Below are 23,776 nucleotides of genomic sequence, written 5' to 3'. Positions count from 1 at the left end.
GGGCAAATCACTTGCGAAAATTAGTCTTTCTGGAGTTACACCTGCCTTACAGCAGATACTCAAAATTCTTCTGTATGATAATATCGCTGAATTTATCAGTGAAGAGTAGGATTACCTTGACTCAATCGCAGGACAATTCATCGATCGCGGCACTTCAACGAGTGCTGCAAGGTCTAAGATCGCATCGGTACGTAGCGCTTGGAGCAGTGTTAAGTCTGATCTTGCTGACGATCGCAACAGCGGTCACTCCGCAGATTTTTCGATGGGGAATTGATCAAGGGATTGCTGCGAAGAATTCTACTGTCGTATGGGAAAGTGCAGCCCTGATGGTCGTTGCTGCGCTCGCGCGCGGATTGTTTAACTTTGGGCAAACATTCTGGTCAGAATCGACTTCACAAGGCGTGGCGTATGATCTACGCAATCAGCTTTTTATTAAGCTGGAAACGCTGAGTTTTAGCTATCATGATCGCGCGCAAACCTCACAACTGCTCACCCGAGCGACGAGCGACATCGAGCAGATTCGGTCGTTTATTGGCACAAGCTTGATTCAAGTCATTGGAGCCGTCATCACGCTTGTCACGATTTCAACGATTTTGCTGATTATGAATTGGCAATTAGCGCTGATGACGCTCGCAGTTTTGCCGATCGCGGCTTGGATATTGACGCGGTTTTTCACTCGGAATGGCAGTGTGTTTCAGCGAGTCCAAGAGCAACTCGGCGACCTCAATGCTGTTTTGCAAGAAAATCTAATCGGTGTGCGGGCTGTCAAAGCTTTTGTGCGGGAGTCCCAAGAGGCAACTCGCTACACTGCATTGAACAATGAACTGATTGCAGTCAGCATGAAAACGCTGTATGCGATTCGGAACACGTTTCCAATCATTTTTCTGCTCAGCAATTTGATTACAGTTGTGGTCATTGGCTATGGCGGCGCACAGGTGATTCGCCAACAATTTTCCATCGGTGAACTCGTTGCATTTAACTCATACCTACTCTTCATTCTTCAGCCGATTTTACTCATTGGATTTGCTGCACCTGCGATCGCTCAAGCCGCAGCTTCTGCCCAACGCGTCTATGAAGTGCTGGATGCAGAAGTCGAAATTCGCGATCGACCGAATGCGATTCCGTTTCGGACTTGTGGGGGCAGGATTACATTTGAGAATGTGTCATTTCGCTATCCAGGCGCGACAGTCGAAGCCTTGAAAAATGTTTCTTTTGAAACGAAGCCGAACGAATTGATTGCAATTCTCGGCATGACTGGATCAGGAAAAAGCACGATCGTCAATTTGCTCCCTCGATTCTATGATCCAACCGAAGGTGCAGTCCGCATTGATGGGCATGATGTTCGAGAATTTAACCTGATGAGTCTGCGATCGCACATTGGCATTGTGTTTCAAGAAACAACTTTGTTCTCAGGGACATTGCGAGAAAATATTGCGTATGCAAAGCCGGATGCGACCCTTGCAGAAATCATTGAAGCAGCGAAAACAGCCCAAATTCATGACTTTATTTCAGAGCTTCCAGAAGGCTATGACACGGTAGTGGGCGAGCGGGGAGTTGGATTATCCGGAGGACAGCGCCAGCGAATTGCGATCGCACGCACGTTGCTAACCAACTACCACATTCTGATTCTCGATGATAGTACTTCCGCCGTCGATGCGAAAACTGCTACACAGATTCAAACAGCACTCGATGATTTGATGGAGCAAAAAACTTGTACTGCCTTTGTCATCGCGCAGCGGATTACAACCGTTCGCAATGCCGATCGTATTTTACTGATGGATCAAGGGTTGCTCGTCGCACAGGGAACCCATGAAGAACTTATGCGAAACAGCCCATTGTACAGCGCGATTTTAGAATCTCAGGTGAAACCAACATGAGCAGTGCTTTTGGAGCAACTGAAAAATCTACCCGCCAAGTGTCTACACTGCGGCGATTTTTACGATATGTTCGACCCTATCGAAAACAAGTTCCGATCGCATTATTGTGCGTGTTGATTGGTGCTGCATCTCAAGCTGTTGGACCATTCTTTATTGGATGGTCGATCGATAATTTGATCGCACAGGGCAATCTGCAAGGGTTACTTCTCGCTTTACTCGCCTTGACTACGATTTACGTGCTCGGTATCCAAGCCATTCGGGAGCAGATTGTCCGGGTCGGTTGGATTGTGCAGCATGTTCTCGCGCAATTGAGGCAAGATATTTTTACTAAGGTACAAAGCTTACCCTTGAGCTATTTCGATCGTAGTGAAGCAGGCGATTTGATGAGTCGGTTGCTCAATGATGTAAGTACCGTCAACCAAGCCTTTGGTCAAACGATCGCGCAAATGTTGGGGAATTTGTTTAGTTTGATCGGCATTATCATTGCGATGTTGTCAATCAATCTTCAGCTTGGATTAGTTAGCAATTTTGTTGTGCCGTTGATGATTCTCACGACTGCGCTCTTTTCACGATGGGCGCGATCGCGATTTCGAGTTACACGTAAAACGATCGGAGAACTCTCAACCAAGCTCGAAGAAGATATTGGCAGCGTGCGGGAAGCCCAAGCATTTAACCGGGTGCAGTTGAATATTGACGAATTTGATCAATTGAATGCGGCAAATCGCGATGCCAATATTGAAGCTGTTGCGATTACGGCTGCATTTTTACCTTCGATCGATTTTCTCAATACTCTAGCAACTGCGGGTGTCCTTGCCTATGGTGGGTATCTAGCCGTCAGCGGGCAAGCAACCGTCGGAGTCGTCACGGCATTCTTGATTTATGTGCAGCAGTTCTTCAGACCGATTCAGATTTTGAGCCAGTTTTATACTCAGGCACAATCGGCTTTAGCAGGACTGGAACGAATTTTTAGTTTACTGGATGAACCCTCGCAGTTAAACGATGCACCGAATGCGATCGAGATGCCCCCGATTCAAGGCGAGGTCAAATTCCAGAATGTTGCTTTTGGCTACACGCCTAACCAGCGCGTTTTGAATCAAGTGAACTTGCTAGCAAAACCTGGACAAACGATCGCGCTTGTCGGCGCAACTGGAGCGGGAAAAAGTACCATCATTAATTTAATTCTGCGCTTCTATGATGTGACCGAGGGAGCAGTGCTGATTGATGGAATTGATGTTCGATCAGTGACTCAAGCGAGTTTACGTCGTCAGATTGGTATTGTTTTACAAGATACGGTCTTGTTTAGTGGAACGGTTGCCGAAAATATTGCGTTTGGTCGTCCAGATGCCACTCACGCTGAGATTGAATCTGCCGCCCAGATTGCCAATGTGCATGAACTGATTACTACCTTGCCGAAAGGGTATTCGACCTATCTCGGTGAGCGAGGAGCAATGCTCAGTCAAGGTCAACGCCAGTTGATTAGTATTGCGCGTGCTGTGTTGATTCAGCCTCGGATTTTGATTTTAGACGAAGCAACCAGTAGCATTGATACGCGGACTGAGGCACTGGTACAAGATGCGATCGCTCGGTTATTGCAAAATCGAACGAGTTTTGTAATTGCTCATCGACTTAGTACAGTGACTCAAGCAGATCAAGTGCTAGTCGTACAAGGTGGACAGATTGTAGAACATGGAACCCATCAAGAATTACTAGACCAGCAAGGGATCTATGCCAATCTCTATGCGTTACAGCTTGGGTCAACGACACCCGTGAATACAGCACCTTAAGTCGATAGCCAAACCCGCAAGAGCGAGATCAGTTGATCTAAATTGAGCGGCTTTGTAATGTAATCTGACGCGCCTGCTGCTAAACATTGTTCTCGATCGTCTTTCATTGCCTTTGCTGTCAGGGCAATGATGGGCAGCGATTTGAAGCGGGGTTGTGCTCGAATTGCACGAGTCGCATCGTACCCATCCATTTCTGGCATCATAATATCCATCAATACAAGATGGATGTCTGGATTCTGATTCAAGACTTGCAGCCCAGTCCGACCATTCTCTGCATAGAGGACTTCCATGTCATATTCTTCTAGCAGACTCGTAATCGCAAAAATATTGCGGACATCATCATCGACAATTAAGACTTTTTTTCCAACCAGAATTGCATCAGAGGGCTGCAATGACTGAGTGAACGATTGAGATTGAACTGATTTGAGTTGAACTTGATGGAGAAAGAGCATCATTTCATCAGACAAGCGCTCGGGCGATCGCGCATCTTTGATAATGATGGTTTCGGCGAGTCGCTTCAGTCGAGCTTCTTCTTCAAGCGTCAATTCTTTTGCGGTATAGACCACAATTGCCAAGGTTGGATAATGAGTTTTGATGTCTTCAAGTAACTCAAATCCGTCTCGATCCGGCAGCATTAAGTCTAAAACAGCACAATCAAATTCTGTCGATTGCAGCATTTCTAAAGCTTGTACTCCGGATCGGGCGATCGCAATTTGTACCTGATCCTGTTTGAGCAATTCACATAGACTTTCAGCCTGCGTTGGATCGTCCTCAATGATTAAAAGCTGCTTGACTCGATCAGCTAAAAACTGTTTGAGGATCGAAAAAGCCTCATTCAGTGCAGTTAGCGTAGCGGGTTTTTGCAAATATGCGATCGCACCAAGCTGTAAACTGCGCTCTAAATAGTCATCTCCTGACAGCACATAGACAGGCAGATCATGTTGAGGATTTGATCTCAAGTAGTTTAAGATACTCAATCCGTTGCCATCCGGCAGGTAGACATCCAGCATCATTGCCACAGGTTGAAACTGTCGTAAAAGTTCAAGCGCTCTGTCACTTTGTGTCGCAATTAGCCCCTTAAAGCCTTGTTGATGAGCGATTTCTAGCAAGCTGTAGGCGAAGTTTAAGTCATCTTCAACAATCAGCAAAACAGCATCCTCCGGTTGCAGTGATGCGAGATCGTCTGCAACGGCCCTAGTCATAGAACGCTCACTGGTCTCAGGCACGATCGCAGGCTGCACCGTTTCAACAATCGGCAAATAGAGCGTAAACGTACTGCCCTGATTTTCTTGACTCGTAACCGTCAATCTTCCCCCCAAAAGCATGGCGAGTTCTCGACTAATCGACAGTCCTAATCCTGTCCCACCATACTTACGACTGGTCGTTCCATCGGCTTGCTGAAATGCCTCGAAAATCGCAGTCTGCTTATGAGCCGGAATCCCAATTCCGGTATCTTTTACGGAGAATGCAATCTCAGAGGATTCAGCCGCTATGCTGATCTCAATGCTTCCTCGTTGAGTAAACTTAAAAGCATTCGATAACAGATTTCTGAGAATTTGTTGAAGTCGTTTTGGATCGGTCGTAAAGTTGGTTGGCAGGTGCGGATCGAGCGCAATCGTAAAGTCTAATCCTTTACTCAAAGCGACCTGCTGAAAGATTTGTTCGAGGGCTATCTTCAAATTGGGAAATGAGATGGGTTGTAGCTCGATCGACAATTTACCCGATTCAATTTTGGCAAGGTCTAAAATATCGTTGATCAGATCGAGCAAATCATTGCCCGCCGCATAAATGGTTTGGCTATATTCAACTTGTTTTGCTGTCAAATTACCATCGCGGTTCTCGCTGAGCAAATTTGCCAGAATCAATAAACTATTGAGCGGAGTTCGTAGCTCATGCGACATGTTGGCGAGAAATTCAGATTTATAGCGTGAACTGAGTGCAAGTTGTGCCGCTTTCTCTTCTAGCTCTACATTCAACTCTTGCAACTGTTCATTGGTCTGCTGTAATTCTTCTTGCTGCTCGCGTAACTGAGCTTCAGAGACTTTCAGTTCTTCTGCTTGTTCTTCTAATCGGCAATTCGTATCTTGAAGCTCAGTTTGCTGGCGTTGTAGCTCTTGCGTCAGCGCTTGAGACTGTGCGAGTAATTCTGTTGTCCGAGCCGTTGCCGCGATCGTTGTCAGCACGACGCCCAAAATCTTACTTGCCTCATCCAGAAAAGTCAGCGAAATTTCACTAAACGGCTGAAATGAAGCAAGCTCAATCACTGCGACTACTTCAGACTCAAACAACACAGGCAGAACAATCAGTTGCCGAGGAGAGGCATTGCCTAAGCCGGAACTAATTTGAAGATAATCACTAGGAATATCACTCAGCAGTAAAGATTTCTTATCGATCGCACATTGCCCAATTAGCCCTTCTCCCAGTTGGAGCTGGGGTTTGAGTTGTGCTGAGGCTTGACTTGCATAGCTGCCAACTAATTTCAGCACAGGCACGCCTGAGTCTTGCTCGAGCCAGTAGAATACGCCTTGTTGCGCTTCTACCAGAGAACAGAAATGAGAAAGCACGCTTGCCGCAGTACTGGTTAGATCTCGTTGCCCTTGCAGTCTCTGGCTCAGTTCTGCCACATTCGACTTGAGCCAAGTTTGAGCAGCATTATTTTGCTGTGCGACTTCTAACTGTTGCCGTCGCTCCTCAGCCAGTTTCAGCATTTTCAGCAGGTTTTCGACTCTGGGAACGAGTGGGGGTAACGTCAGTGCAGCAGAAATTGAAGCGAGTGCTGTCAGCAGTTTGATATCACCTGATAGCCAATACATCGGATTCCAGAGTGTGACGACCTCCATGAAATGGGTTGCACCACAGGCGACGATAAATGCACCAAAAACGAGAAAGATCCAATGAAAGGGAATTTCTCGGCGGGTTCGATACACGAGATACGCAAGCGTCGCCGAAATCGCGACGTAGCAGATCCCAATAATCGTATCGGTCGCAACATGGAGCCAAACTAATTCTGGTTTCCACAAATAACAGTGACCGTGAGGAATAAATCCAGCAGCGGTCAGCAAGTTCTGGGCGAGTCCAGGATATAACAGCGTAGCGGCAATCGCAAACGCGATCGCGAGGGTAATGTAAAGAGAATTATTCTCCTGGCGACTCTGTAACATCTATCCGATGGGTGAGAACTGAGGTGATTCCTTCAAGGATATCGCAATTCACTCGTTCCACTGATCGAGATCAAAACCTCGCGTCCACGCACGATCGCGAACATTGCTCTCAAGATAGTAAAACACCTCGACCTAGCACTACTTTGTGAAGGTAATAGTACCTGCCCTAGGTCTGAACGTACTGCACCGCAAAGTTCAAGAAATATACAGGTAAAGTTGCTCGAAAAATCGCATTCGCAACGACAAAGCAAAGTCGATCGACTGCTGACACTGAATAAACCAGTAGGGTTTGTCCGAATAAGCCATCATAATTTCCTCAAGTGTCTCTGCATGGGCATCGTCCACCTCCATATGAAGCTTAAAGAAATAAAGATGTGTTTCTGGAATACCCGCTTTGAGCAGACCTTCTACAAAGATGCCGTACATTCGAGGCACAATCGCTTCTGTTCCTAGTGAAAGAAATGCGCTGCTTAAGGAGGCAGACGATCGCAAACAAAAATCTAGATACTCTTTGACGAACAAAACCGTGGAATCTAAATATTGAATTTGAGAAGTATCAACATTCAACCCTTCTCGAAGAAACTGGTGAAAAATCTCTGTGTGCCGCTCGTCTGGATTAGTTCCACCGCTCTCTTCCCAAAGATTATCAATCAGTTTGACCCGCAACGCATCGAACTCCATATTTGCCATTAGCCCGGCAAGGTAGCGCGTGAAATTTTGAGAGTAGAGCGAGTATTGGGCAAAGATCAGTTGAAAATCTGATTGAGAGAGGCTACCGGAGCGACAAGCTTGAAAGAGCGAGTTCTGCCAGAACGGATGCGACTGCATGAATTGATTGAGCGCCATTCTAGCCTCAGCAGGAGTGCTTGGTGGCTCACATGCCCCAGACTCTACGGATGCTAAATCTTGTCGAATCGAAACAACCGATTGCCCAACTTCACGATTGAATTTCAGGATCGTTCGCTTGAACGGGGGAAGAGCATTGTGCATAGGGGTTAGGGAGATCTGGATGAATGGAACAAGGACAAAGCATACTTACAAAACTGATCAATCAAACGGAAACAGAATCGGATTCAAACTTGTTCGAGCCACATCCGTAGCAATAAACGTTTCTGATCAGGCTCAGCATAATCTTGATAGTTCGTTCGGTTGTGAGCCACTTTGAAGTTGTTGACCCACAGGATGTCTCGCGCTTCGAGCTTAAATTGCAGAACCAGATCTTCAGCGCATAAAGTGCGATCGAGCGCATCGAATGCTGCCGTCTGCGCTGCATCCAGTAAAGCTCCTGCTTTTTGATGACCGCGCTCAATCCAGTAGCGCATATAGCGAAACGTTAAACCGCGCCGTCCTTGGTGAGAAAAGATAGGAAACTGGTTTTTTCGTAAGTTTTCTAACGAAAACACAGATCCTGGGGTAACAATATCGCGAATGTAGTCCTGATGAAGAAGCGATATCACCTTCGGATCACTTGCTGCTAGGCGCTGATAAACAGCAGGGACACTCACCACTTGCGACTCTCCACCCGATAGCGCAGGACGAAGACACATCAAACCCACAACATCTGGCAAACAATCGATCGCGCTGCTGTCAGTGTGAAAAGACGTTTCGGCATTCGTCTGAGAAATAGGAATTCGGCTAGTTTGATACGATCGCCCCAAATCTGTTACGTCATAAACCAGACCATAGCGATCGATGGGTTTACCAATTCGTTGACCCAATGCCAAGTAAAAGTTGCGGCAGACCAATTCACTAAAATTGAGGGGAACGCCCCGCAGCAAGACGATGCCACTCCCATCAAACAGTTCTTGCTGAATGGTGCGGGCAAGCTGATCGAGGTGTTGCAAACCAGCAGACGGATCTGCAGATGCCCGATGAAATTCCTGGAAAACGACTGCCGGAATTGTCAGTTGCCATTGAGACGATCGCAGCATATCGGCTCTTGTCCAGTCCTGATCACGGATGAGATCGACCTGGTTCTGAGCCTTAGTTAAGGATTGAATCATGGAAGTTATGATGAACGGGTCACTCGCATCAGTAAGTGGAGCGGAATATCAACAACAGGCTCAAAGAAAGACGAATCTAGCTCAAGTAACTCAGGCGTAACAGTGAGTTCTTGCAGTTCAGGCATGGCTGTGAATCCAGCCGTTTTTAGGGCTGTAAAGTAGTCTGAGAAGACTTTATGAAAACTACGCACATCTAATGCAATTCCATCGCGCCGCCAAATCTTTCCAGTGAAAGCATGGTCGCGTCCTGAGAAGTATCCTTGAGATTCGGAGTCGAAGTAGAATGGCGCAGACTGACGGTGAGTGAATGCTAGCATCGGATGGGGAACGACAAAGATAAAATCTCCCCCGACAATCAGTAACCGATGAACTTCTTGCATCACACAGAGCATTTCATCGATCGAAAGATAGTTAAACAAAAAGACTGCAACCGCTAGGTCAAAGCTCTCTGTCTTTAATGCTTTTAGGTCGGTTGCGCTACCAGCCTGATACTGAATACCTAGAGGAGATTGGCGCTCTTGAATTTGGGCGCGCTCAATCATCTCTGGAGAAATATCAATGCCGAAAACGGATGCTGCTCCTCGTTCTTTGAGTTGTCGCGCACAGTATCCTTCTCCACACCCTAAATCCAGAACTCGCTTTCCAGTAACGTTCCCGCAAAAATCCAAGGTTGGTGGACGAGCGGTAAAGTCTGATAGAATTGTCGGCTCATGTCTGACCCAACTAGGCGCACTTTTATCGTATATCGCCTGAACGGTTGAAGGTGGCTCTCGCATAACGCTTGAAATTTCTAATTATTTTTACGTAATCTAAAAACATACTTAAGACCATAACTCAATAGATTTACGGTGTCTAGGCACTCTTCAAATATAATCTTCACAATATGATAAGTATTATCTATAGTTCAATCGACTTGGATGCAGTTTTGCTAAACGCATGAAACGGCAAATTTACTGAATTATCGATTCAAGAATTCAGTACAGCAACAGTAGCCGCCTTTGCTCTGTCCAATCACAGGCTCAATAGCACTACGGCACTTGAACAATCGCAGTACTTTCCTAGTAGACAACCTGTCTGCGGATTCAGAAGCAATGACTTTGACTGTGCTACTAACTATTCCTATAAAGCAGAATCGTAAACTTTATCATCGGCGCTGTATTTTTGATGTATTTACAGCTGATAACCGGAGAGCTTTTTTACCCCCTTGATGGTCTTTTCAAACATCCTCTAACTCTTGCTTTATTTTTTCCTTCAGCATGATGTTCTAGAGATCCTGCACTTCTAGTATGAGCGATCGCGATTCTTCCTCCTCAGCAGGAACTAGCATAATGTCTTCGTAGAGAAGCTCGATCGGGAATTTGTAATTAATACTAGTCAGCTCAATTTCATCTCCTTCAGCATAAGCAGTCAGTTCCCATTTCTCTTTCTCATTCAATCGGAAAATCTCAACATTGATAGTATCAGAGCTAATTAAGACATATTCTTTTAGGCTTTTCAGTTGGCGGTATTTTGCGAACTTTTTACCGCGATCGTAAGATTCAGTAGTGGGTGAGAGGACTTCAGCAATCATGCAAGGATGTTCAGCAAATTTTAATGCAGTACGATCGCGCTCATCGCAAGTCACAGTTGCATCAGGATAAAAGAAAGGACCTTTCTCGCTGATTCTAACTTTTGCGTCAGAACTAAAAACGCGACAGCCATGCCCCCGCAAATGGCTTTTTAACACAGTAACAAAGTTAACAGCAATTTCACTGTACGGAAGTGTTCCGCCTGTCATCGGGTATACTTCACCCTCTAGATACTCATAGCGAATTTCCTGCCGTTCTTCCCATTCGAGATATTCTTCAGGACTCAAAGAGAATTGGGGACTCGCAACCATAAGAATCTCTCCGCCGAGATCAGATGTTTCTACTTTAACGGCTTCTACTTCTTGATAAGCTATGGATTCAAGAAAAAGAAACAATTCAGCACCGCCAATATTCCTAATATTCTTACTGTGTCGTTGATTCAAATGCCCGATTCAGAAGCTAACGGTTGTGCGGAGTGTACCCACATCAATTGGATCGTTGCTGGCATTGTTATCGAGATTAAGGAGCGAAAGATTCAGATTGAGCGAGTTCGATCGTTGGAAACATTCCTAAAACTATTTCTGCCACCATTATGCCAAAGCGAAGAAACTGATACCTAATCAATTTTTGATCGCGACACTTGATGTCCTAGCGAATTCCATTCACAAGGCATTGGTCGCAAACATTTTTCAATTTGGTATGAGTCATAGACAGTCCAAGATTCAATCGATGCGACCTTCAACCTGAGGGCGATTATCTCAGCACCAAAGACGGTTGCTTCAATCGATGCTCGCAGTGTTCCAAAATCGCTTCTGTAAAAGGCTGACGTTCCGGAAATTGCGTACTGAGGTAGATATGCCGGACTAACGTCAGAGTAGTATACACTTCGATCGCATGATGAGTTGCTTCACCGCTAATCTGAATAAAGCGATCGCTAAGTGCAGCTTGCTGAGTTGCTAGAGCATTCGGATCACCCAATAAACGCAAGCTTTGTTCAATGAGATGTCCATTGAAATTGCCAATATCAAGCTCTCTGTCACCGCCTGCAAATAAATCAAAATCTAGCAAATAGAGCCGCGATCCATCGACCAGCACTTGATCCGGGTAAAAATCGCGATGAATGCCGCAGATCAAATTCGATGAAATTGAACTGGCTAAGCGATCGCATTGAGCTAAAACTTGTTCTAGCCGGGTTTGCCAGTGAGGGTATTGCACGATGACTCGAGATAAGCGATCGTGCAAAATCGCCATTTCTTCCTCAATGCCATGACAACGTTTCGGCAGAATCCAAGCACGATGGAGTTTGTGTGCTGCATCTGCAATCCCTTTTGCAAGTTCTGTTCCTGCCGCTGTTGAGATGACCTCAGTTGCTAGAATGCCAGGGACTTTGCACTGAAGCCACATCCGCCATTGAGGAACCACCCCGATCGGCTCTGGCACAGAAATCCCATCGGTACTATCCTGTCCAAATCCGTGATCCCAGAGGAGTTGCTGCAATCGGTAGCAGGATCGATCGAGTTTTTTCGATCGTACTTTCGCGATCCAGGTCATAGATCGTACCTCACCTGCGTGCTCGATTAAGACATCGTACTCAATCAAACAGCGTCGTTGAGGTTTGTAGCGAATCACGCGAATCGCTTGTATCTCTATTGCTTTAAGCCGCTCTGAGCGGTAGAAAAGCTGAGTTTGGAATTGCTGTTGGACTTGTACTGGATCAAATGCAGTCGCTAAAAAACTCAACTTTGGATCAGCAAGAATGTGGAATGGGTCTTGAATCGCGATCGACATAACAGACAAAACCTAAATTGAACACTAAATCGAACACTCAAGGTTAGATGCAGCAGCATACTGTCGTTCAGTTGCTTGCAGTCGATAAAGAGCAGCGTAGCGATCGTTGAGTTGCATTAAGGCTTCATGGGTTCCTCGTTCGACCAATCGCCCTCGCTCCATGTAAAAAATAAAATCAGCACGGGCAGCAAGTTCTAAATCATGCACAATCAAAAAGGTCGTGCGTCCAACTGACAAACGTTCTAAGGCATCGATTACTTCTTGCTCGTTTGCTTTATCTAAGCCCGTCGTCGGTTCATCTAAAATCAAAATCGGAGCCTGACGAATGGCGGCTCGTGCGATCGAGAGCCGCTGGCGTTGTCCACCCGATAGTGTTACACCCCGTTCGCCCAAAATCGTGTCATAGCCTTGGGGCAAGTTCAGAATAAACTCATGGGCATTTGCAAGTTTAGCAGCCGCGATCACATCGGCTTCGGTGGCTGTCGATGCCCCATAAGCAATGTTATCCCAAACACTCGCAGCAAAGAGTAAACTATCTTGCAAGACAACACTCATCTGAGTGCGCAAAGACTCCAGGGTATAACGGCGAATGTCTTGATTATCAATCAAAATTGTGCCTTGATCCGGTTCGTAGAGGCGTAGTAATAATGTTGTTAACGTCGATTTGCCACTGCCAGAATAGCCTACAATTGCAACGCGCTGCCCCGGTTTCACTGTAAAACTAATGTCTTGTAGAACCGAATAGCCTGGCTCATACGCAAAGCTCACGTTGTCAAACTGAACGGCTCCAGCCAATCGAGGGGCTGGTTTTGCTTCGGGCAAGTCGTAGATGTCTGGGGCTTGATCCAGCAGATCGAGAATGCGATCGCCAGCGGCAGAAGCTTTTGCCAATCGTCCAATATACTTGGCAAAGTCGCGCACGGGCTTAAAGGCATTTTTCAGATAAGTGAGAAATACAAGCAGATCTCCCGGAGTCAGCGCGTTCCTCAATACTAATTCTGCTCCACGCCATAGCACAAGCGCGGTTGCTGTCGCCAGAAGCACTTCTACCGTACGTTCTAGCTGAGCCGATAAGCGCTTTGCCTTCACACCTTCTTTCAAGCTTTTCTGATTTTGATGCGTGAAGACTGTCGTAAATTTATCTTGTAACGATAATGCTTGAACTAATTTGATGGCTCCGATGGACTCGGCGGCGGTCGCTGCCATCGATCCTTCTCGTTGCCGCTGCTGTTTGGAGACAGCACGAATGCGTTGGGTAAGCCGAAAGGTAGAAAACCAGAAGATTGGCAATAAGGTTAGCCCTAGTATCGCGAGTTGTGCATTCAGCCAAAACATTACACCCACCATGCCTAAAAGAATCAGGCAGTTCGCGAGTAGGGGCAGCAATGCCGTAACAACGACCTCTTGAAGCACCGCTACATCACTGATCACCCGAAGGGTTAAGTCTCCACTGCGCGTACGACTGTAGAACGATAAAGAGAGCGTTTGCAAATGGGTATAAAGCACACTGCGAATTTCAGTGAGCACCCGATTTCCTGCTAATGCAAATCCCACCGTGCTCCAATAGGCAGCGATACCTCTTATTCCAGCGAGTGCCACGATTGCGATCGCGCAAAGCAACAACAGCGATCGCGTATCTAAAGCCCCAATCAACGGCACAGGATGCAAAACGGCTCCACCTGCTTGTTGAACAAAAAGCTCATCAAAAATGAACTTGAGCGGCAATGGTTCTAGCAATCGCAGCGCAATTTCGCCAAACAATGCCAGCATCGAGAGTGTGATCAAAGATTGCTGCTTGCGAATGTAAGGCGAAAACCGTTTCAGGATTCGCCCGATGCCCGGAATCACCACTTGAAGCTGTTGAGCAGGATTCATCAAGCAACCTCCAGCGTTGAAACCGTTTGCTGCATGAAGCCGACGATCTGCTGTGCTACTCGTTCCCAAGTATGCTCTCGCAGAACAGTTGCTCGTGCTCGTTGTCCTAGTTGCAGACGTAATGATGGAGATTGATAGAGTTCAGCGAACTGTTGGGCTAACTGCACCTGATTCCCTGGCTCATAGAGCAGCCCATTGACATCAGATTGAATCAAGGTCTGGAGTTCTCCAATCCGGCTGGCAACGACAGGTAATCCGGCAGCCATATACTCATACACCTTGAGCGGCGAGAAATAAAAATCAGGATAGTCAGGATAAGGAGCGACGGCAACTTGCATTGATGCTAGCAGTCCTGGAATTTCGGTTGGAGCAACCTTGCCTGTGAACTGCACGGCTGTGTGGATATTGCGATCGAGGAGATCTGCTTCTAAAGCAGCACGTTCAGGGCCGTCTCCCACGATCAAAAGTCGCGTTCGAGGAAACTCGTCGTAAAACTGAACAAAAGCTTCGACTAAGGTGGGCAACCCATGCCAAGGTTTCATGGTGCCGACAAAGCCGATCGTAAAATCGCCGCTCGGTTGAGTCGGAACTTGCGGCTTCGTGAACCGGTCAGGATTCACACCATTCGGAATAACCTGCACCTTTCCCTGAGTTTCCCGATAGTGCTTGAGATAGTTCGCAACTCCTTGGGAAACTGCAACAATGACATGAGCGGCGCGAAATACTCGTTGTGCAACTGCTTCTGCACTTTCGCGATGGACTAAGCCTCGATGAGTCGCTTGTTCTTGAATTAAAGGGGCATTGACCTCCAATACTGCCGGAATGCTATGACTGCGAGCATATTCCATGCCAGTAAAGCTCCACAACGAGTAGCGCTCATAGACGGCATCAAACGGTTCTGCTTGCTCTAATGCCAGTCGTAGCTCTAGATTGAGAGAGAGTAAGGTCAGTTCGCGTTGTCCGGTTTGGCGCGGTTCTACGGCAACTTGACTCACCGCTCTCGGTAATGTAGGCAAGGTGTGGCAAGGAACAGCAGCAAAATCTGCTGGAGGTTCTCCGTCCCAGCGCATTGCAAATAGTTCTACTTGATGTCCTTGCTGCAGTAGTGCTCGAATCACTTCTTGTACATGAATCGAACACCCTTTACACCCAAATACGGGAATGCCTGGATCAGCACAAACATAGGCAATTCGCATTGTCATTCCTCCTACGTCACAATCGGATTTACTGAGATCGCGGCTCGAAACAAGGTTCGTAACTGAGCCGCATTGCGATGAATATCAAATTCTTGCTCAATCAGTTGTCTCGCTTGTGTCGCAAGTTGCACCCCGAATTTCGAGTTTTGTAGCAAATGCGCGATCGCATCCGCAAGCGAGATCGCGTCATGCTGGGGAACGCTTAATCCGGTCTTTTCGTGACGCACTACTTCTGGAATTCCTGCCACATCCGTGGAAATGCAAGGCGTACCCAGTGCCATTGCTTCGAGTAACACAGTCGGTAAACCATCTTGATTACTATCCCTGCCAACGACACAGGGAGCCACTAACATCGCTGCGGATTGCACGTGCTGCACTAGTTCACCTTGCGGACGTGGGCCTAAGAGTTTAACTTGGTCTTGCACCCCGGACTGGAGAATTTGACGCTGTAAATTCGCTTCTTCTTCGCCTGTGCCGATAATGTCGCAGGTAAAGGAGATCCGGCGATCGACGAGAATTTTGCACGCCTCAATCAGTACTGCAAATCCCTTTTTCTCGATCAAGCGTCCGACTGCCAGAATCTTAGGGTTGCGCGGGTAGGGAGCCGCAAACAGAAAGCGCTGTAAATCGAGTCCATTGTAAATTCGCTGCACTCGGCTTGCAGCAGAACCGTAGGTTTGCTGAAGATAGTTGAGGTTGTAATCACTCACTGTCACGACAGCATCAGCATCGTTCAAGAGTTGCTGATACTTGGTGGGAATCACACTGTTGTGAAAGATATCTTTCGCATGAGTCGTGAAAGAGTAAGGAATTTCGGCAAAGTAACTTGCTAATCGCGCCACGATCGTGGCAGAGGTCGCAAAATGTGCGTGTAGATGCGTAAAGCCTTGTTGCCGAACGATGCAGGCAAGCTGCACCGCTCTGTAAACATGATTGACCTCTTCTGCCTGAGCAACTTCTAGTTTTTGCCAAAAATTCGGTAGGATTCTACTCGCATCGTTGAACTGAGTCCACAAAGCAATGCCTGTTAGATCGTATGCAAACAGGTAAGTGACCCGCGATCGCACTTGAGCAATAATGTCTTGAAAATGCCCATCCAAGGGTGGATAGAGTGCAAAAATTTGTAAGTCTAATCCAGCCGCTTCATGGGCGAGAATCTCCGAAACAACAAAGGTTTCAGAATAGCGCGGGTAGCGCTTCAAGACATATGCGACTTTTGCAGAATCGGGAACAGAACGGCAAGTATTCATTTTCTACTATGAGGCACAATAAGCAGATGCGGGCAATGCTGATTGGGTTAAGACAGCCATCACGAATTCGGGCAACCGATTTAAGCCATTGAGATCAATCGGCGATCGCGATGTTGCGGGTGTTGTCGGCTGATGCGCTAACCAATCGGTCAGGGCTGTTGGACTGAGATGATCTGGATGCAACACATCAATCCAACCTAGGTCTTGTAACCGTTTTGCTCGAATCCATTGTTCCAATCGGGGCTTGACGCGCGGCACAATCAGAGATCGCTTGCCAAACGACAGCAATTCGCAGGTCGTATTATAGCCGCCCATCGAAACGACAGAATCCGCCTGCTGCAATAGTTGAGTGGGTTCTTCGAGATACTCTACGATCCGTAAACGAGGATGAGTTGCCGCGTACGTTTGGAGAAGTTGTCGATCGCTAGCTGACATAAACGGACCTGTTAAAATCACGCCATTTGTATCCGGCGGAAAAGTTGCTTGAGCGAAGTGCTGCGCCAATGCTGCACCATCCTGTCCGCCCCCCACCAAACAGAGCGCTAATTTTCCCCCTGGCAAACCCAGATCATTGATAACCGTTTCGGGTGATGCAAGATACTGCAAGCGCTGCCGCTGATCGAAATAACCCACGTAGCAAATTTTATTGGCAACCGTTCGCGAAAAACGATATTCCTGGGTGAGATCAAATACGGCTGGATCACCGTAAACCCAAACAGCATCATAATATCGCGCGATCGCTTCTTCGTTTGAGGCACGCTGCCATTCTCGTTGGACGATCCTCGGCTCATCCAACACATCCCGTAGTCCTAACACCATGCGGGTTTGACCCTGAGATCGCAAGTACTCTAGGGTCGGATTGAGTTCTCGCACCGCTCCGCGTGGCACGTTATCCACAATCAACAAATCCGGCGCAAAGGCTTTGAGCGCGGCTTGAATCACCTGCGATCGCATTGCAATTAAGGCTTGCAGCGGCATCTCTAAACGGCGGGGTTGGTACTGTCCTTCGCCATCCTTGTGCAAAGCAGGCAATGACAAATAATCGATATTCGGTGGGAGACTGGTACTGTGCCCTTCTTCCATTCCACTGATCAGGAGAATCGAGGCTTGCGGGAGTGATTGAGCCAGTGTCTGAGCAATCAGCAAATTGCGGCGCTTGTGCCCGAGTCCCATCGTGTCATGGGAGTAAAGCGCAATGCGGAGTGGAACGGATCGCTGAGAAAACTGTGACCAAGCATGTGATGTCATAAAATTGAATAACGATGGGTTGCACTGATGCTTGTAAGATTCGTTTTATCGATGGGTAAGGGGGATACTCTCTCAGCATGAATCGAGCAGAGATGACAAAAAATAACCAAAGGTAAAACCTTCATTAACCGTAAATTAACGTGGCGTTCACCCTTGTGTCATGAGCCTTCTGTGAGAAATGGATGAGAAGATTCTCATGAAGCTGTTTTCGTGAAACGATTGAATCTTGAGAACCAAGCTGCCAAGCTCCTCAAAATCGATAAAGCTATGGAATTTAAAGGCTCCTCTACGTCTGACTCAACGAAGCGACGAGTCCCGACAGTGATATCGAAGAATCCTCACTCGACCATCAGGCAATTTTTGGGGCAAAAACTGTTTTGGGCTGCCCGGACTCGCATCTTGTTTTGGTACACCGCGATCCTGCTATTTATTTTTTTAGTTTCGATTCCCGCCTTTCGCTATCTTCTGGCGATCGCAATTGATCAACGGGTCAGCCAGGACGTGAGTGAAAAAATTGAGGTCTTCAAAAATTTGCTAGAGGGGGAACTGTTGGATGAGCATAACGTCGAAGTAGACGACCCAGAGCTAATTAAGAACGACAAGCGGTTTCAAACTCCTTATTCCAAAGAAGAGTTAATTGATTTTTTTGATGCGTACTTAGCACGGCAAATTGTAGAAGATGATATCTTCCTGCTCACGTTTGTGGAGGGGAGATTTTACCAATCAAGCCCTAGGGCTAGACCCACTATTTTCAAAAGTGATTCCGCGCTCATGAAACAGTGGAAACAACAGACGACAGCGACGCAAGGAAGATTCTCGATCAATGATCCCAAGAGCGGAGACGTTGTTTATATGCTTGAACCTGTAAAGGTGCGAGGTCAAACTCTGGGAGTACTGGTTATTGCTCATACAACTCGTGGAGAGGAGGCAGAGACCATTGAGGCGGTGGGTGTCGTGGTTAGGGTCGTTGCGGCATTGCTTCTACTAGCATTGCTGCTCGCGTGGTTAGCATCAGAGCAAGTCTTATCGCCCCTACAGTCGTTGAGTTATGCCACTCGCAGAATTAGCGAATCCGATCTAAATCAGCGCTTAGAAGTGCAAGGTACAGGACAAATTGCAGACTTAGCACATTCGTTTAATGCCATGATGGATCGGCTAGAGGCATCCTTTATCAGTCAGCGCAACCTGATTAATGATGCGGGGCACGAACTCCGTACTCCGATCACGATCATCCAAGGGCATTTGGAACTCATCAGCGACGATCCAATCGAACAGCAGGAAACGCTGGCAGTGGTGAGAGACGAATTGGATCGAATGACGCGACTGGTGAATGATTTAATTCTGTTAGCCAAATCAGAGCGTCCGGATTTCTTGCAGGTTGAGCCAGTTGATCTAGATGGGTTTACTGAAGAACTCTTCTCAAAAGCACAGGCATTGGCGGAACGCAACTGGGCGCTAGAAGGCAATGCGACAGGGATAGCGATGTTCGATCGCCAGCGCATGACGCAGGCAATCATGAATCTGGCACAAAACGCAACGCAGTTTACACAAGCGCGTGACACGATTACTCTCGGTTTAGCGATCGCGCAAGGGGATGTGCACTTCTGGGTACGCGATACTGGCGAAGGCATTGCTTTGAGCGATCAAACCCGGATTTTCAATCGTTTCGCCCGTGCTGCGAACAGTCGGCGGCGCTCGGAAGGATCTGGACTAGGATTATCTATTGTCAAATCGATCGCCGAAGCGCACGGTGGCGAAGTCACGGTTCGGAGCCAACCGGGGCAAGGGGCAACCTTTGCGATCGTCATTCCCCTTCAAATCGAGGAGAAGTAATGCTCATGCAGATTTTAATTGCAGAAGATGAACCGAGAATTGCAGCATTCATTGAAAAAGGCTTACGTGCGAATGGATTTACCACGACGATCGCATCCACAGCAAGCGATGTGCTGAACTTGGCAGTCAAGAGCGACTTTGATCTGTTGATTCTGGATTTAGGATTGCCCGAAAAAGACGGGCTAGAAGTGTTAGAAGAACTGCGCGGACAAGGCTGTCAGATCCCGATTGTGATCCTCACGGCACGAGACGATATTCAGGACAAAATTGCAGGCTTAGAAGGTGGGGCAGATGACTATATGACGAAGCCCTTCCGGTTTGAAGAACTGCTAGTCCGGGTAAAGCTGAGACTGCGGGGACACACGAACACCGCAGCGCCAGAGGAGACCATTCTGAGTGCCGGAAATGCTGTTCTAAATTTGCGAACGCGCAAAGTGCAGGTGGGTAGCAAAATGATTGAATTACCCGCGCGTGAGTTCACGTTAGCTGAGATGTTCTTTCGGCATCCCGGTCAGGTGTTAAGCCGCCAGCAATTACTCGATCGTGTTTGGGGCTATGACTACGATCCTGGTTCCAATATCTTAGATGTGTATGTGGGTTATTTGCGAAAAAAGCTTGGGGGCGAGTTGTTTGAAACCGTTCGAGGTGTGGGCTATCGCTTGCGTGCCTAAGCGTGTTTTCATCTAACATTCATTGAGTTTTGATGGAAGATGTCGATGCTTCAAGGAGAACACTTTTTCTGCCTAGCTCAGATGTTTCTGCTTTAACAACTGCGACTTCTTGATAAGCTATGAATTCAAGAAAGAGCAACCTGTCCAACCATGAAATTACAAGTCAAAATTTGTGGAATTACCCAAACCGATCAAGCGATCGCTATTGAAAACGCAGGTGCAACTGCGATCGGGTTTATCTGTGTTCCGGGCACACCTCGCTACATCGCTCCGGAACAAATTCGATTGATTACTCAGCAGTTAAATGTCGAACGAGTGGGTGTGTTTCTCAATGCGGATATCGATACTATTCGCGAAACCGTTGAGATTTCAAATCTCAACGTCGTTCAACTGCATGGCAAAGAATCCCCAGAGTTTTGTCAAGCCCTGCGATCGCTCAACGTCAAATTAATCAAGGCATTGCGGATACGATCGCAAGAAGATCTCGCACAAGCTCAGAACTATCACGCTCATGTGGATGTGCTACTCCTTGATGCTTACCATCCACAGCAAGCAGGCGGCACTGGATTAACGATCGACTGGACAATGCTCAAAGAATTCAATCCCACCTGTGAATGGTGGTTAGCAGGCGGATTGAACCCGGAAAATATTTTAGAAGCCCTTGCCTTAGTTACCCCGCATGGCATTGATCTTTCCAGCGGATTAGAAAACGCCCCAGGTGATAAAAACCTAGAGCGTGTCCATCAACTATTCACTTGCTTGAAGAGTTACCAGAATGAAGGCTGGTGACGAATCAAGTTCAGATACTCCTCGCGAGTCTTCTGATCATCTTGAAACACACCGACCATTGCACTCGTCACTGTCCAAGAACCAGGCTTTTGCACCCCACGCATGACCATGCACATGTGCGATGCTTCCATCACCACTGCAACACCTCGCGGTTGTAGCACTTCTTGCAGAGCCTCAGCAACTTGCCGCGTCAAACGCTCTTGAACTTGCAGGCGGCGAGAATACATCTCTACAATCCGCGCTAGCTTACTCAATCCCACAACCTTCTCGTTAGGAATGTAAGCAACATGCGCCCGACCCATAAATGGCAGCATGTGATGTTCGCACAAGCTAAAGAAATTGATGTCGCGCACCAACACCATTTCATTGTGACCTTCATCAAAGATTGCACCATTGACTAACTCTTCAAGCGATTGGTTATAACCGCTCGTCAAAAAGCGCATCGCATCCGCAACCCGTTTGGGTGTTTTCAGTAAACCTTCGCGCTCGGGATCTTCCCCCACCCCGACTAACATTGTGCGTACCGCATCCATCATCTGTTCGCGGGTTTCATCACTAGGCGGCGTAATTTTAGCTTCCTGACCGTTCTGTGTATTGCGATCGGGTCTGGATTCTAAATTCTTGGAGCTAAATCCGTTCGGTGTGGCAAGAGTCATAATGAATGTTGCAAAAAGTAAGTGTGCAAAAAGAGAACCAGCTAAAACGTCCCGGCATTGGGCATGAGAATCATCTCTTCTACCACAGCCCGATCGTTCATTGTTGCCGCCTGCAAAATCGCATCCGCTACAATGTCAGGCGTTAACATTGCAGCACGATCGAAGTCGGCATGAACCGTCTCGGTATCCCAGATGGCAGTATTGACTGATCCAGGCGAAATGGTTACAACTCGAATCCCATGTGCTCGTTCCTCGGCAGCAAGGGTTTTCGAGAGTGCTAAAACTCCAAACTTACTGACGCAATACGCGCCCCAGTTTGGAAAAGTCTGATGTGCTGCGATCGAGGCGACGTTGATAATCGTGCCGCGTTTGCGCGATCGCATGCCGGGTAAAACGGCTTGCACACATTGGAAAACACTGGTGACATTGAGATCGATCACCCGTTGCCAATCGGATAATGGCATTTCACCCAAAGTTCCGGTGTATGCCATTCCTGCATTGTTGACCAGAATGTCGATCGTGCCAGCTTTAGAAATCAACTCTTCTAAGCGCGATCGCACAGTCGTTACATCAGCTAAATCAATAGCATAGGCTTGGGCATCGACCCCAAGCGATCGCGCTTCTTGTGCCACTGCATCCAATTTGGATTGAGAGCGGCTGACCAAGACCAGATCAATTCCGCTACGCGCGAACGCTAGAGCAGTTGCCTGACCGATTCCGCTACTCGCCCCGGTAATCAGGGCACGTCGATTGATGGAGGAAGTCATGAATCCCCAGTTAAAACCTCAATAGATGGAAAACTTTTCTCAATTTGCAAACGTTCTAGATCTCGGTGTCATTGCGATGAAATAGACGCGCACGCAGCTTGAATGAATCTGTGGCGAACATGGAAAAACAGCTTAAATGAACGGCGTTGGCAAATGAATGAGAATGAGCCAGTTTTTTAACAAATCGTTACGTTCTCAATTATATCGTGGTGTGACGCGGTTTGTGAGGGGGAATTGGATTTAGGTGGATGAGGGTGGGGAGTGGGGAGTGGGGAGTAGAGCCACTCCCCACTCAAAAACTCTAAACGTGAGTCGGCATCCCCGCTTCTGTAAACACGCCGATACTGCGGAATTTTTGATAGCGCAGTTCGCGCCGTTGTTGGGGAGTCAGTTGATCTAATTCGGCTAAATTTCTCAGAATTGCGGTTTTTAGGGTTTCGGCAGCTTCTAGAGGATGATTGTGCGCGCCGCCGATCGGTTCTGGTAACACCTCGTCGGCAATGCCTAGTTCTTTCAAGTCGGGTGCAGTGATTTTTAGGGCTTCGGCTGCTTGTGCTGATTTTGTTGAGTCTCGCCAGAGAATCGTTGCACAGGTTTCGGGTGGAGCCACACTATAGACGGCGTGTTCAAACATAAGTAGCCGTTCTCCAACCCCGATCGCGAGTGCTCCTCCCGATCCGCCTTCGCCAATCACACTACAAATAATCGGCACTTCAAATCCAAACATCTCACGCAAGTTATACGCGATCGCTTCTCCTTGTCCGAATTGTTCTGCTTCGAGTCCTGCCCAAGCTGCCGGGGTATCAATGAAGGTCAAAATCGGCATACTAAAGCGATCGGCATGTTCCATTAATCGAATCGCCTTGCGGTAGCCACTGGGCGAAGCCTGCCCAAAATTTCGTCGAATGTTGTCTTTGGTGTTGCGCCCTTTTTGTTGACCGAGCATCACAACGGGGCGACCGTTGATCCGACCAACTCCTCCGACGACGGCAGGATCATCATGCCCACCGCGATCGCCATGTAGCTCCATCCATTCGTCACTAATTGCCTGAATATAATCGAGCGTACTGGGGCGACGGGGGTGACGGGCGACTTGCAAGCGCTGCCCAGGCGTGAGGCTGCTAAAAATTTCTTTGCGAAGCTCAACGGCACGGGCTTCTAACAAGGCAATTTGATCAGACAAATCCACCTCATTTTCTTCTGCCAATTCCCGAACCTGAGTAATTCGGGCTTCGAGTTCAGCAAGCGGCTTTTCAAAATCAAGCAAAATTGGACGACGATCGGCAGAATTGGGCATAACTACACCACTC

General features: G+C 47.5%; 18 protein-coding genes. 5 read left to right on the top strand and 13 right to left on the bottom strand.

Translation table 11 applies throughout. The features are described 5' to 3' along the window. Positions 1 to 98: 98 nt before the first annotated feature. Together LEPBO_RS0123065 and LEPBO_RS0123060 are read left to right on the top strand one after the other, a co-directional pair. On the top strand, positions 99 to 1,877 hold the full coding sequence (locus LEPBO_RS0123065; protein ID WP_225885680.1) for an ABC transporter ATP-binding protein: 1,779 nt from the start codon (positions 99 to 101) through the stop codon (positions 1,875 to 1,877). Continuing rightward, a complete protein-coding gene (locus tag LEPBO_RS0123060) occupies positions 1,874 to 3,661 on the top strand; it encodes an ABC transporter ATP-binding protein (RefSeq protein WP_017289954.1) in 1,788 nt (595 codons plus the stop codon). The genes LEPBO_RS0123065 and LEPBO_RS0123060 overlap by 4 nt, the downstream gene beginning before the upstream one ends. On the opposite strand, the gene LEPBO_RS38010 is transcribed toward LEPBO_RS0123060, so the two are convergent. The 10 genes from LEPBO_RS38010 to LEPBO_RS0123005 form a co-directional block, all read right to left on the bottom strand. Further along, positions 3,658 to 6,822, bottom strand: coding sequence for a response regulator (locus tag LEPBO_RS38010; protein ID WP_017289953.1), 3,165 nt, complete (start codon positions 6,820 to 6,822; stop codon positions 3,658 to 3,660). The two genes, LEPBO_RS0123060 and LEPBO_RS38010, sit on opposite strands and share 4 nt — an antisense overlap. A 195-nt stretch (positions 6,823 to 7,017) precedes the next feature. Beyond that, a complete protein-coding gene (locus tag LEPBO_RS38005) occupies positions 7,018 to 7,812 on the bottom strand; it encodes a TenA family transcriptional regulator (protein ID WP_017289952.1) in 795 nt (264 codons plus the stop codon). Positions 7,813 to 7,895: 83 nt separating this feature from the next. Next, positions 7,896 to 8,825, bottom strand: a complete 930-nt coding sequence (locus LEPBO_RS38000) for a TauD/TfdA family dioxygenase (RefSeq protein WP_017289951.1) — start codon at positions 8,823 to 8,825, stop codon at positions 7,896 to 7,898. Positions 8,826 to 8,830: 5 nt separating this feature from the next. Next, positions 8,831 to 9,601 (bottom strand): class I SAM-dependent methyltransferase, encoded by a 771-nt coding sequence (locus LEPBO_RS0123040; RefSeq protein ID WP_017289950.1) that lies wholly within the window; start codon positions 9,599 to 9,601, stop codon positions 8,831 to 8,833. 488 nt (positions 9,602 to 10,089) lie between these two features. Next, a complete protein-coding gene (locus LEPBO_RS37995; protein WP_017289949.1) occupies positions 10,090 to 10,704 on the bottom strand; it encodes a Uma2 family endonuclease in 615 nt (204 codons plus the stop codon). A 442-nt stretch (positions 10,705 to 11,146) separates the two neighbouring features. Beyond that, positions 11,147 to 12,181, bottom strand: a complete 1,035-nt coding sequence (locus LEPBO_RS0123025; RefSeq protein ID WP_017289947.1) for a phosphotransferase — start codon at positions 12,179 to 12,181, stop codon at positions 11,147 to 11,149. Positions 12,182 to 12,205: 24 nt separating this feature from the next. Further along, positions 12,206 to 14,056: an ABC transporter ATP-binding protein gene (locus LEPBO_RS0123020; protein ID WP_017289946.1), complete on the bottom strand. Its 1,851-nt coding sequence runs from the start codon at positions 14,054 to 14,056 to the stop codon at positions 12,206 to 12,208. After that, positions 14,056 to 15,252 (bottom strand): glycosyltransferase family 4 protein, encoded by a 1,197-nt coding sequence (locus LEPBO_RS0123015; RefSeq protein WP_017289945.1) that lies wholly within the window; start codon positions 15,250 to 15,252, stop codon positions 14,056 to 14,058. Before LEPBO_RS0123015 ends, LEPBO_RS0123020 begins: the two co-directional genes overlap by 1 nt. Before the next feature lie 11 nt (positions 15,253 to 15,263). Further along, entirely contained in the window at positions 15,264 to 16,502 is a 1,239-nt protein-coding gene (locus LEPBO_RS0123010; RefSeq protein WP_017289944.1) for a glycosyltransferase family 4 protein, read from the bottom strand. A gap of 6 nt (positions 16,503 to 16,508) precedes the next feature. Then, positions 16,509 to 17,750 carry a glycosyltransferase family protein gene (locus LEPBO_RS0123005; protein ID WP_017289943.1) on the bottom strand — a complete coding sequence of 414 codons (1,242 nt, stop codon included), beginning with the start codon at positions 17,748 to 17,750 and terminating at the stop codon, positions 16,509 to 16,511. Positions 17,751 to 17,960: 210 nt separating this feature from the next. Between LEPBO_RS0123005 and LEPBO_RS0123000 the strand changes: the two genes are divergently transcribed. The 3 genes from LEPBO_RS0123000 to LEPBO_RS0122990 all read left to right on the top strand — a co-directional run bounded on the left by LEPBO_RS0123000 (position 17,961) and on the right by LEPBO_RS0122990 (position 21,043). Beyond that, positions 17,961 to 19,583, top strand: a complete 1,623-nt coding sequence (locus LEPBO_RS0123000) for a sensor histidine kinase (RefSeq protein WP_017289942.1) — start codon at positions 17,961 to 17,963, stop codon at positions 19,581 to 19,583. Positions 19,584 to 19,588: 5 nt separating this feature from the next. Then, entirely contained in the window at positions 19,589 to 20,254 is a 666-nt protein-coding gene (locus LEPBO_RS0122995; protein WP_287454043.1) for a response regulator transcription factor, read from the top strand. 150 nt (positions 20,255 to 20,404) lie between these two features. Continuing rightward, positions 20,405 to 21,043 (top strand): phosphoribosylanthranilate isomerase, encoded by a 639-nt coding sequence (locus LEPBO_RS0122990; protein ID WP_017289940.1) that lies wholly within the window; start codon positions 20,405 to 20,407, stop codon positions 21,041 to 21,043. On the opposite strand, the gene folE is transcribed toward LEPBO_RS0122990, so the two are convergent. From folE to LEPBO_RS0122975, 3 genes are all read right to left on the bottom strand, one after another. Beyond that, positions 21,022 to 21,699, bottom strand: coding sequence for a GTP cyclohydrolase I FolE (gene folE / locus LEPBO_RS0122985; RefSeq protein ID WP_017289939.1), 678 nt, complete (start codon positions 21,697 to 21,699; stop codon positions 21,022 to 21,024). The two genes, LEPBO_RS0122990 and folE, sit on opposite strands and share 22 nt — an antisense overlap. 41 nt (positions 21,700 to 21,740) lie before the next feature. Then, positions 21,741 to 22,466, bottom strand: coding sequence for an SDR family oxidoreductase (locus tag LEPBO_RS0122980; protein WP_017289938.1), 726 nt, complete (start codon positions 22,464 to 22,466; stop codon positions 21,741 to 21,743). Positions 22,467 to 22,767: 301 nt separating this feature from the next. Beyond that, a complete protein-coding gene (locus tag LEPBO_RS0122975; RefSeq protein WP_017289937.1) occupies positions 22,768 to 23,763 on the bottom strand; it encodes an acetyl-CoA carboxylase carboxyltransferase subunit alpha in 996 nt (331 codons plus the stop codon). Between the last annotated feature and the right edge of the window lie 13 nt (positions 23,764 to 23,776).

The sequence above is a fragment of the Leptolyngbya boryana PCC 6306 genome, from assembly GCF_000353285.1.
Taxonomy (GTDB): domain Bacteria; phylum Cyanobacteriota; class Cyanobacteriia; order Leptolyngbyales; family Leptolyngbyaceae; genus Leptolyngbya; species Leptolyngbya boryana.
Note: the sequence above shows the minus strand (reverse complement) of the source record. Positions and strands in the feature narration are given on the sequence as shown.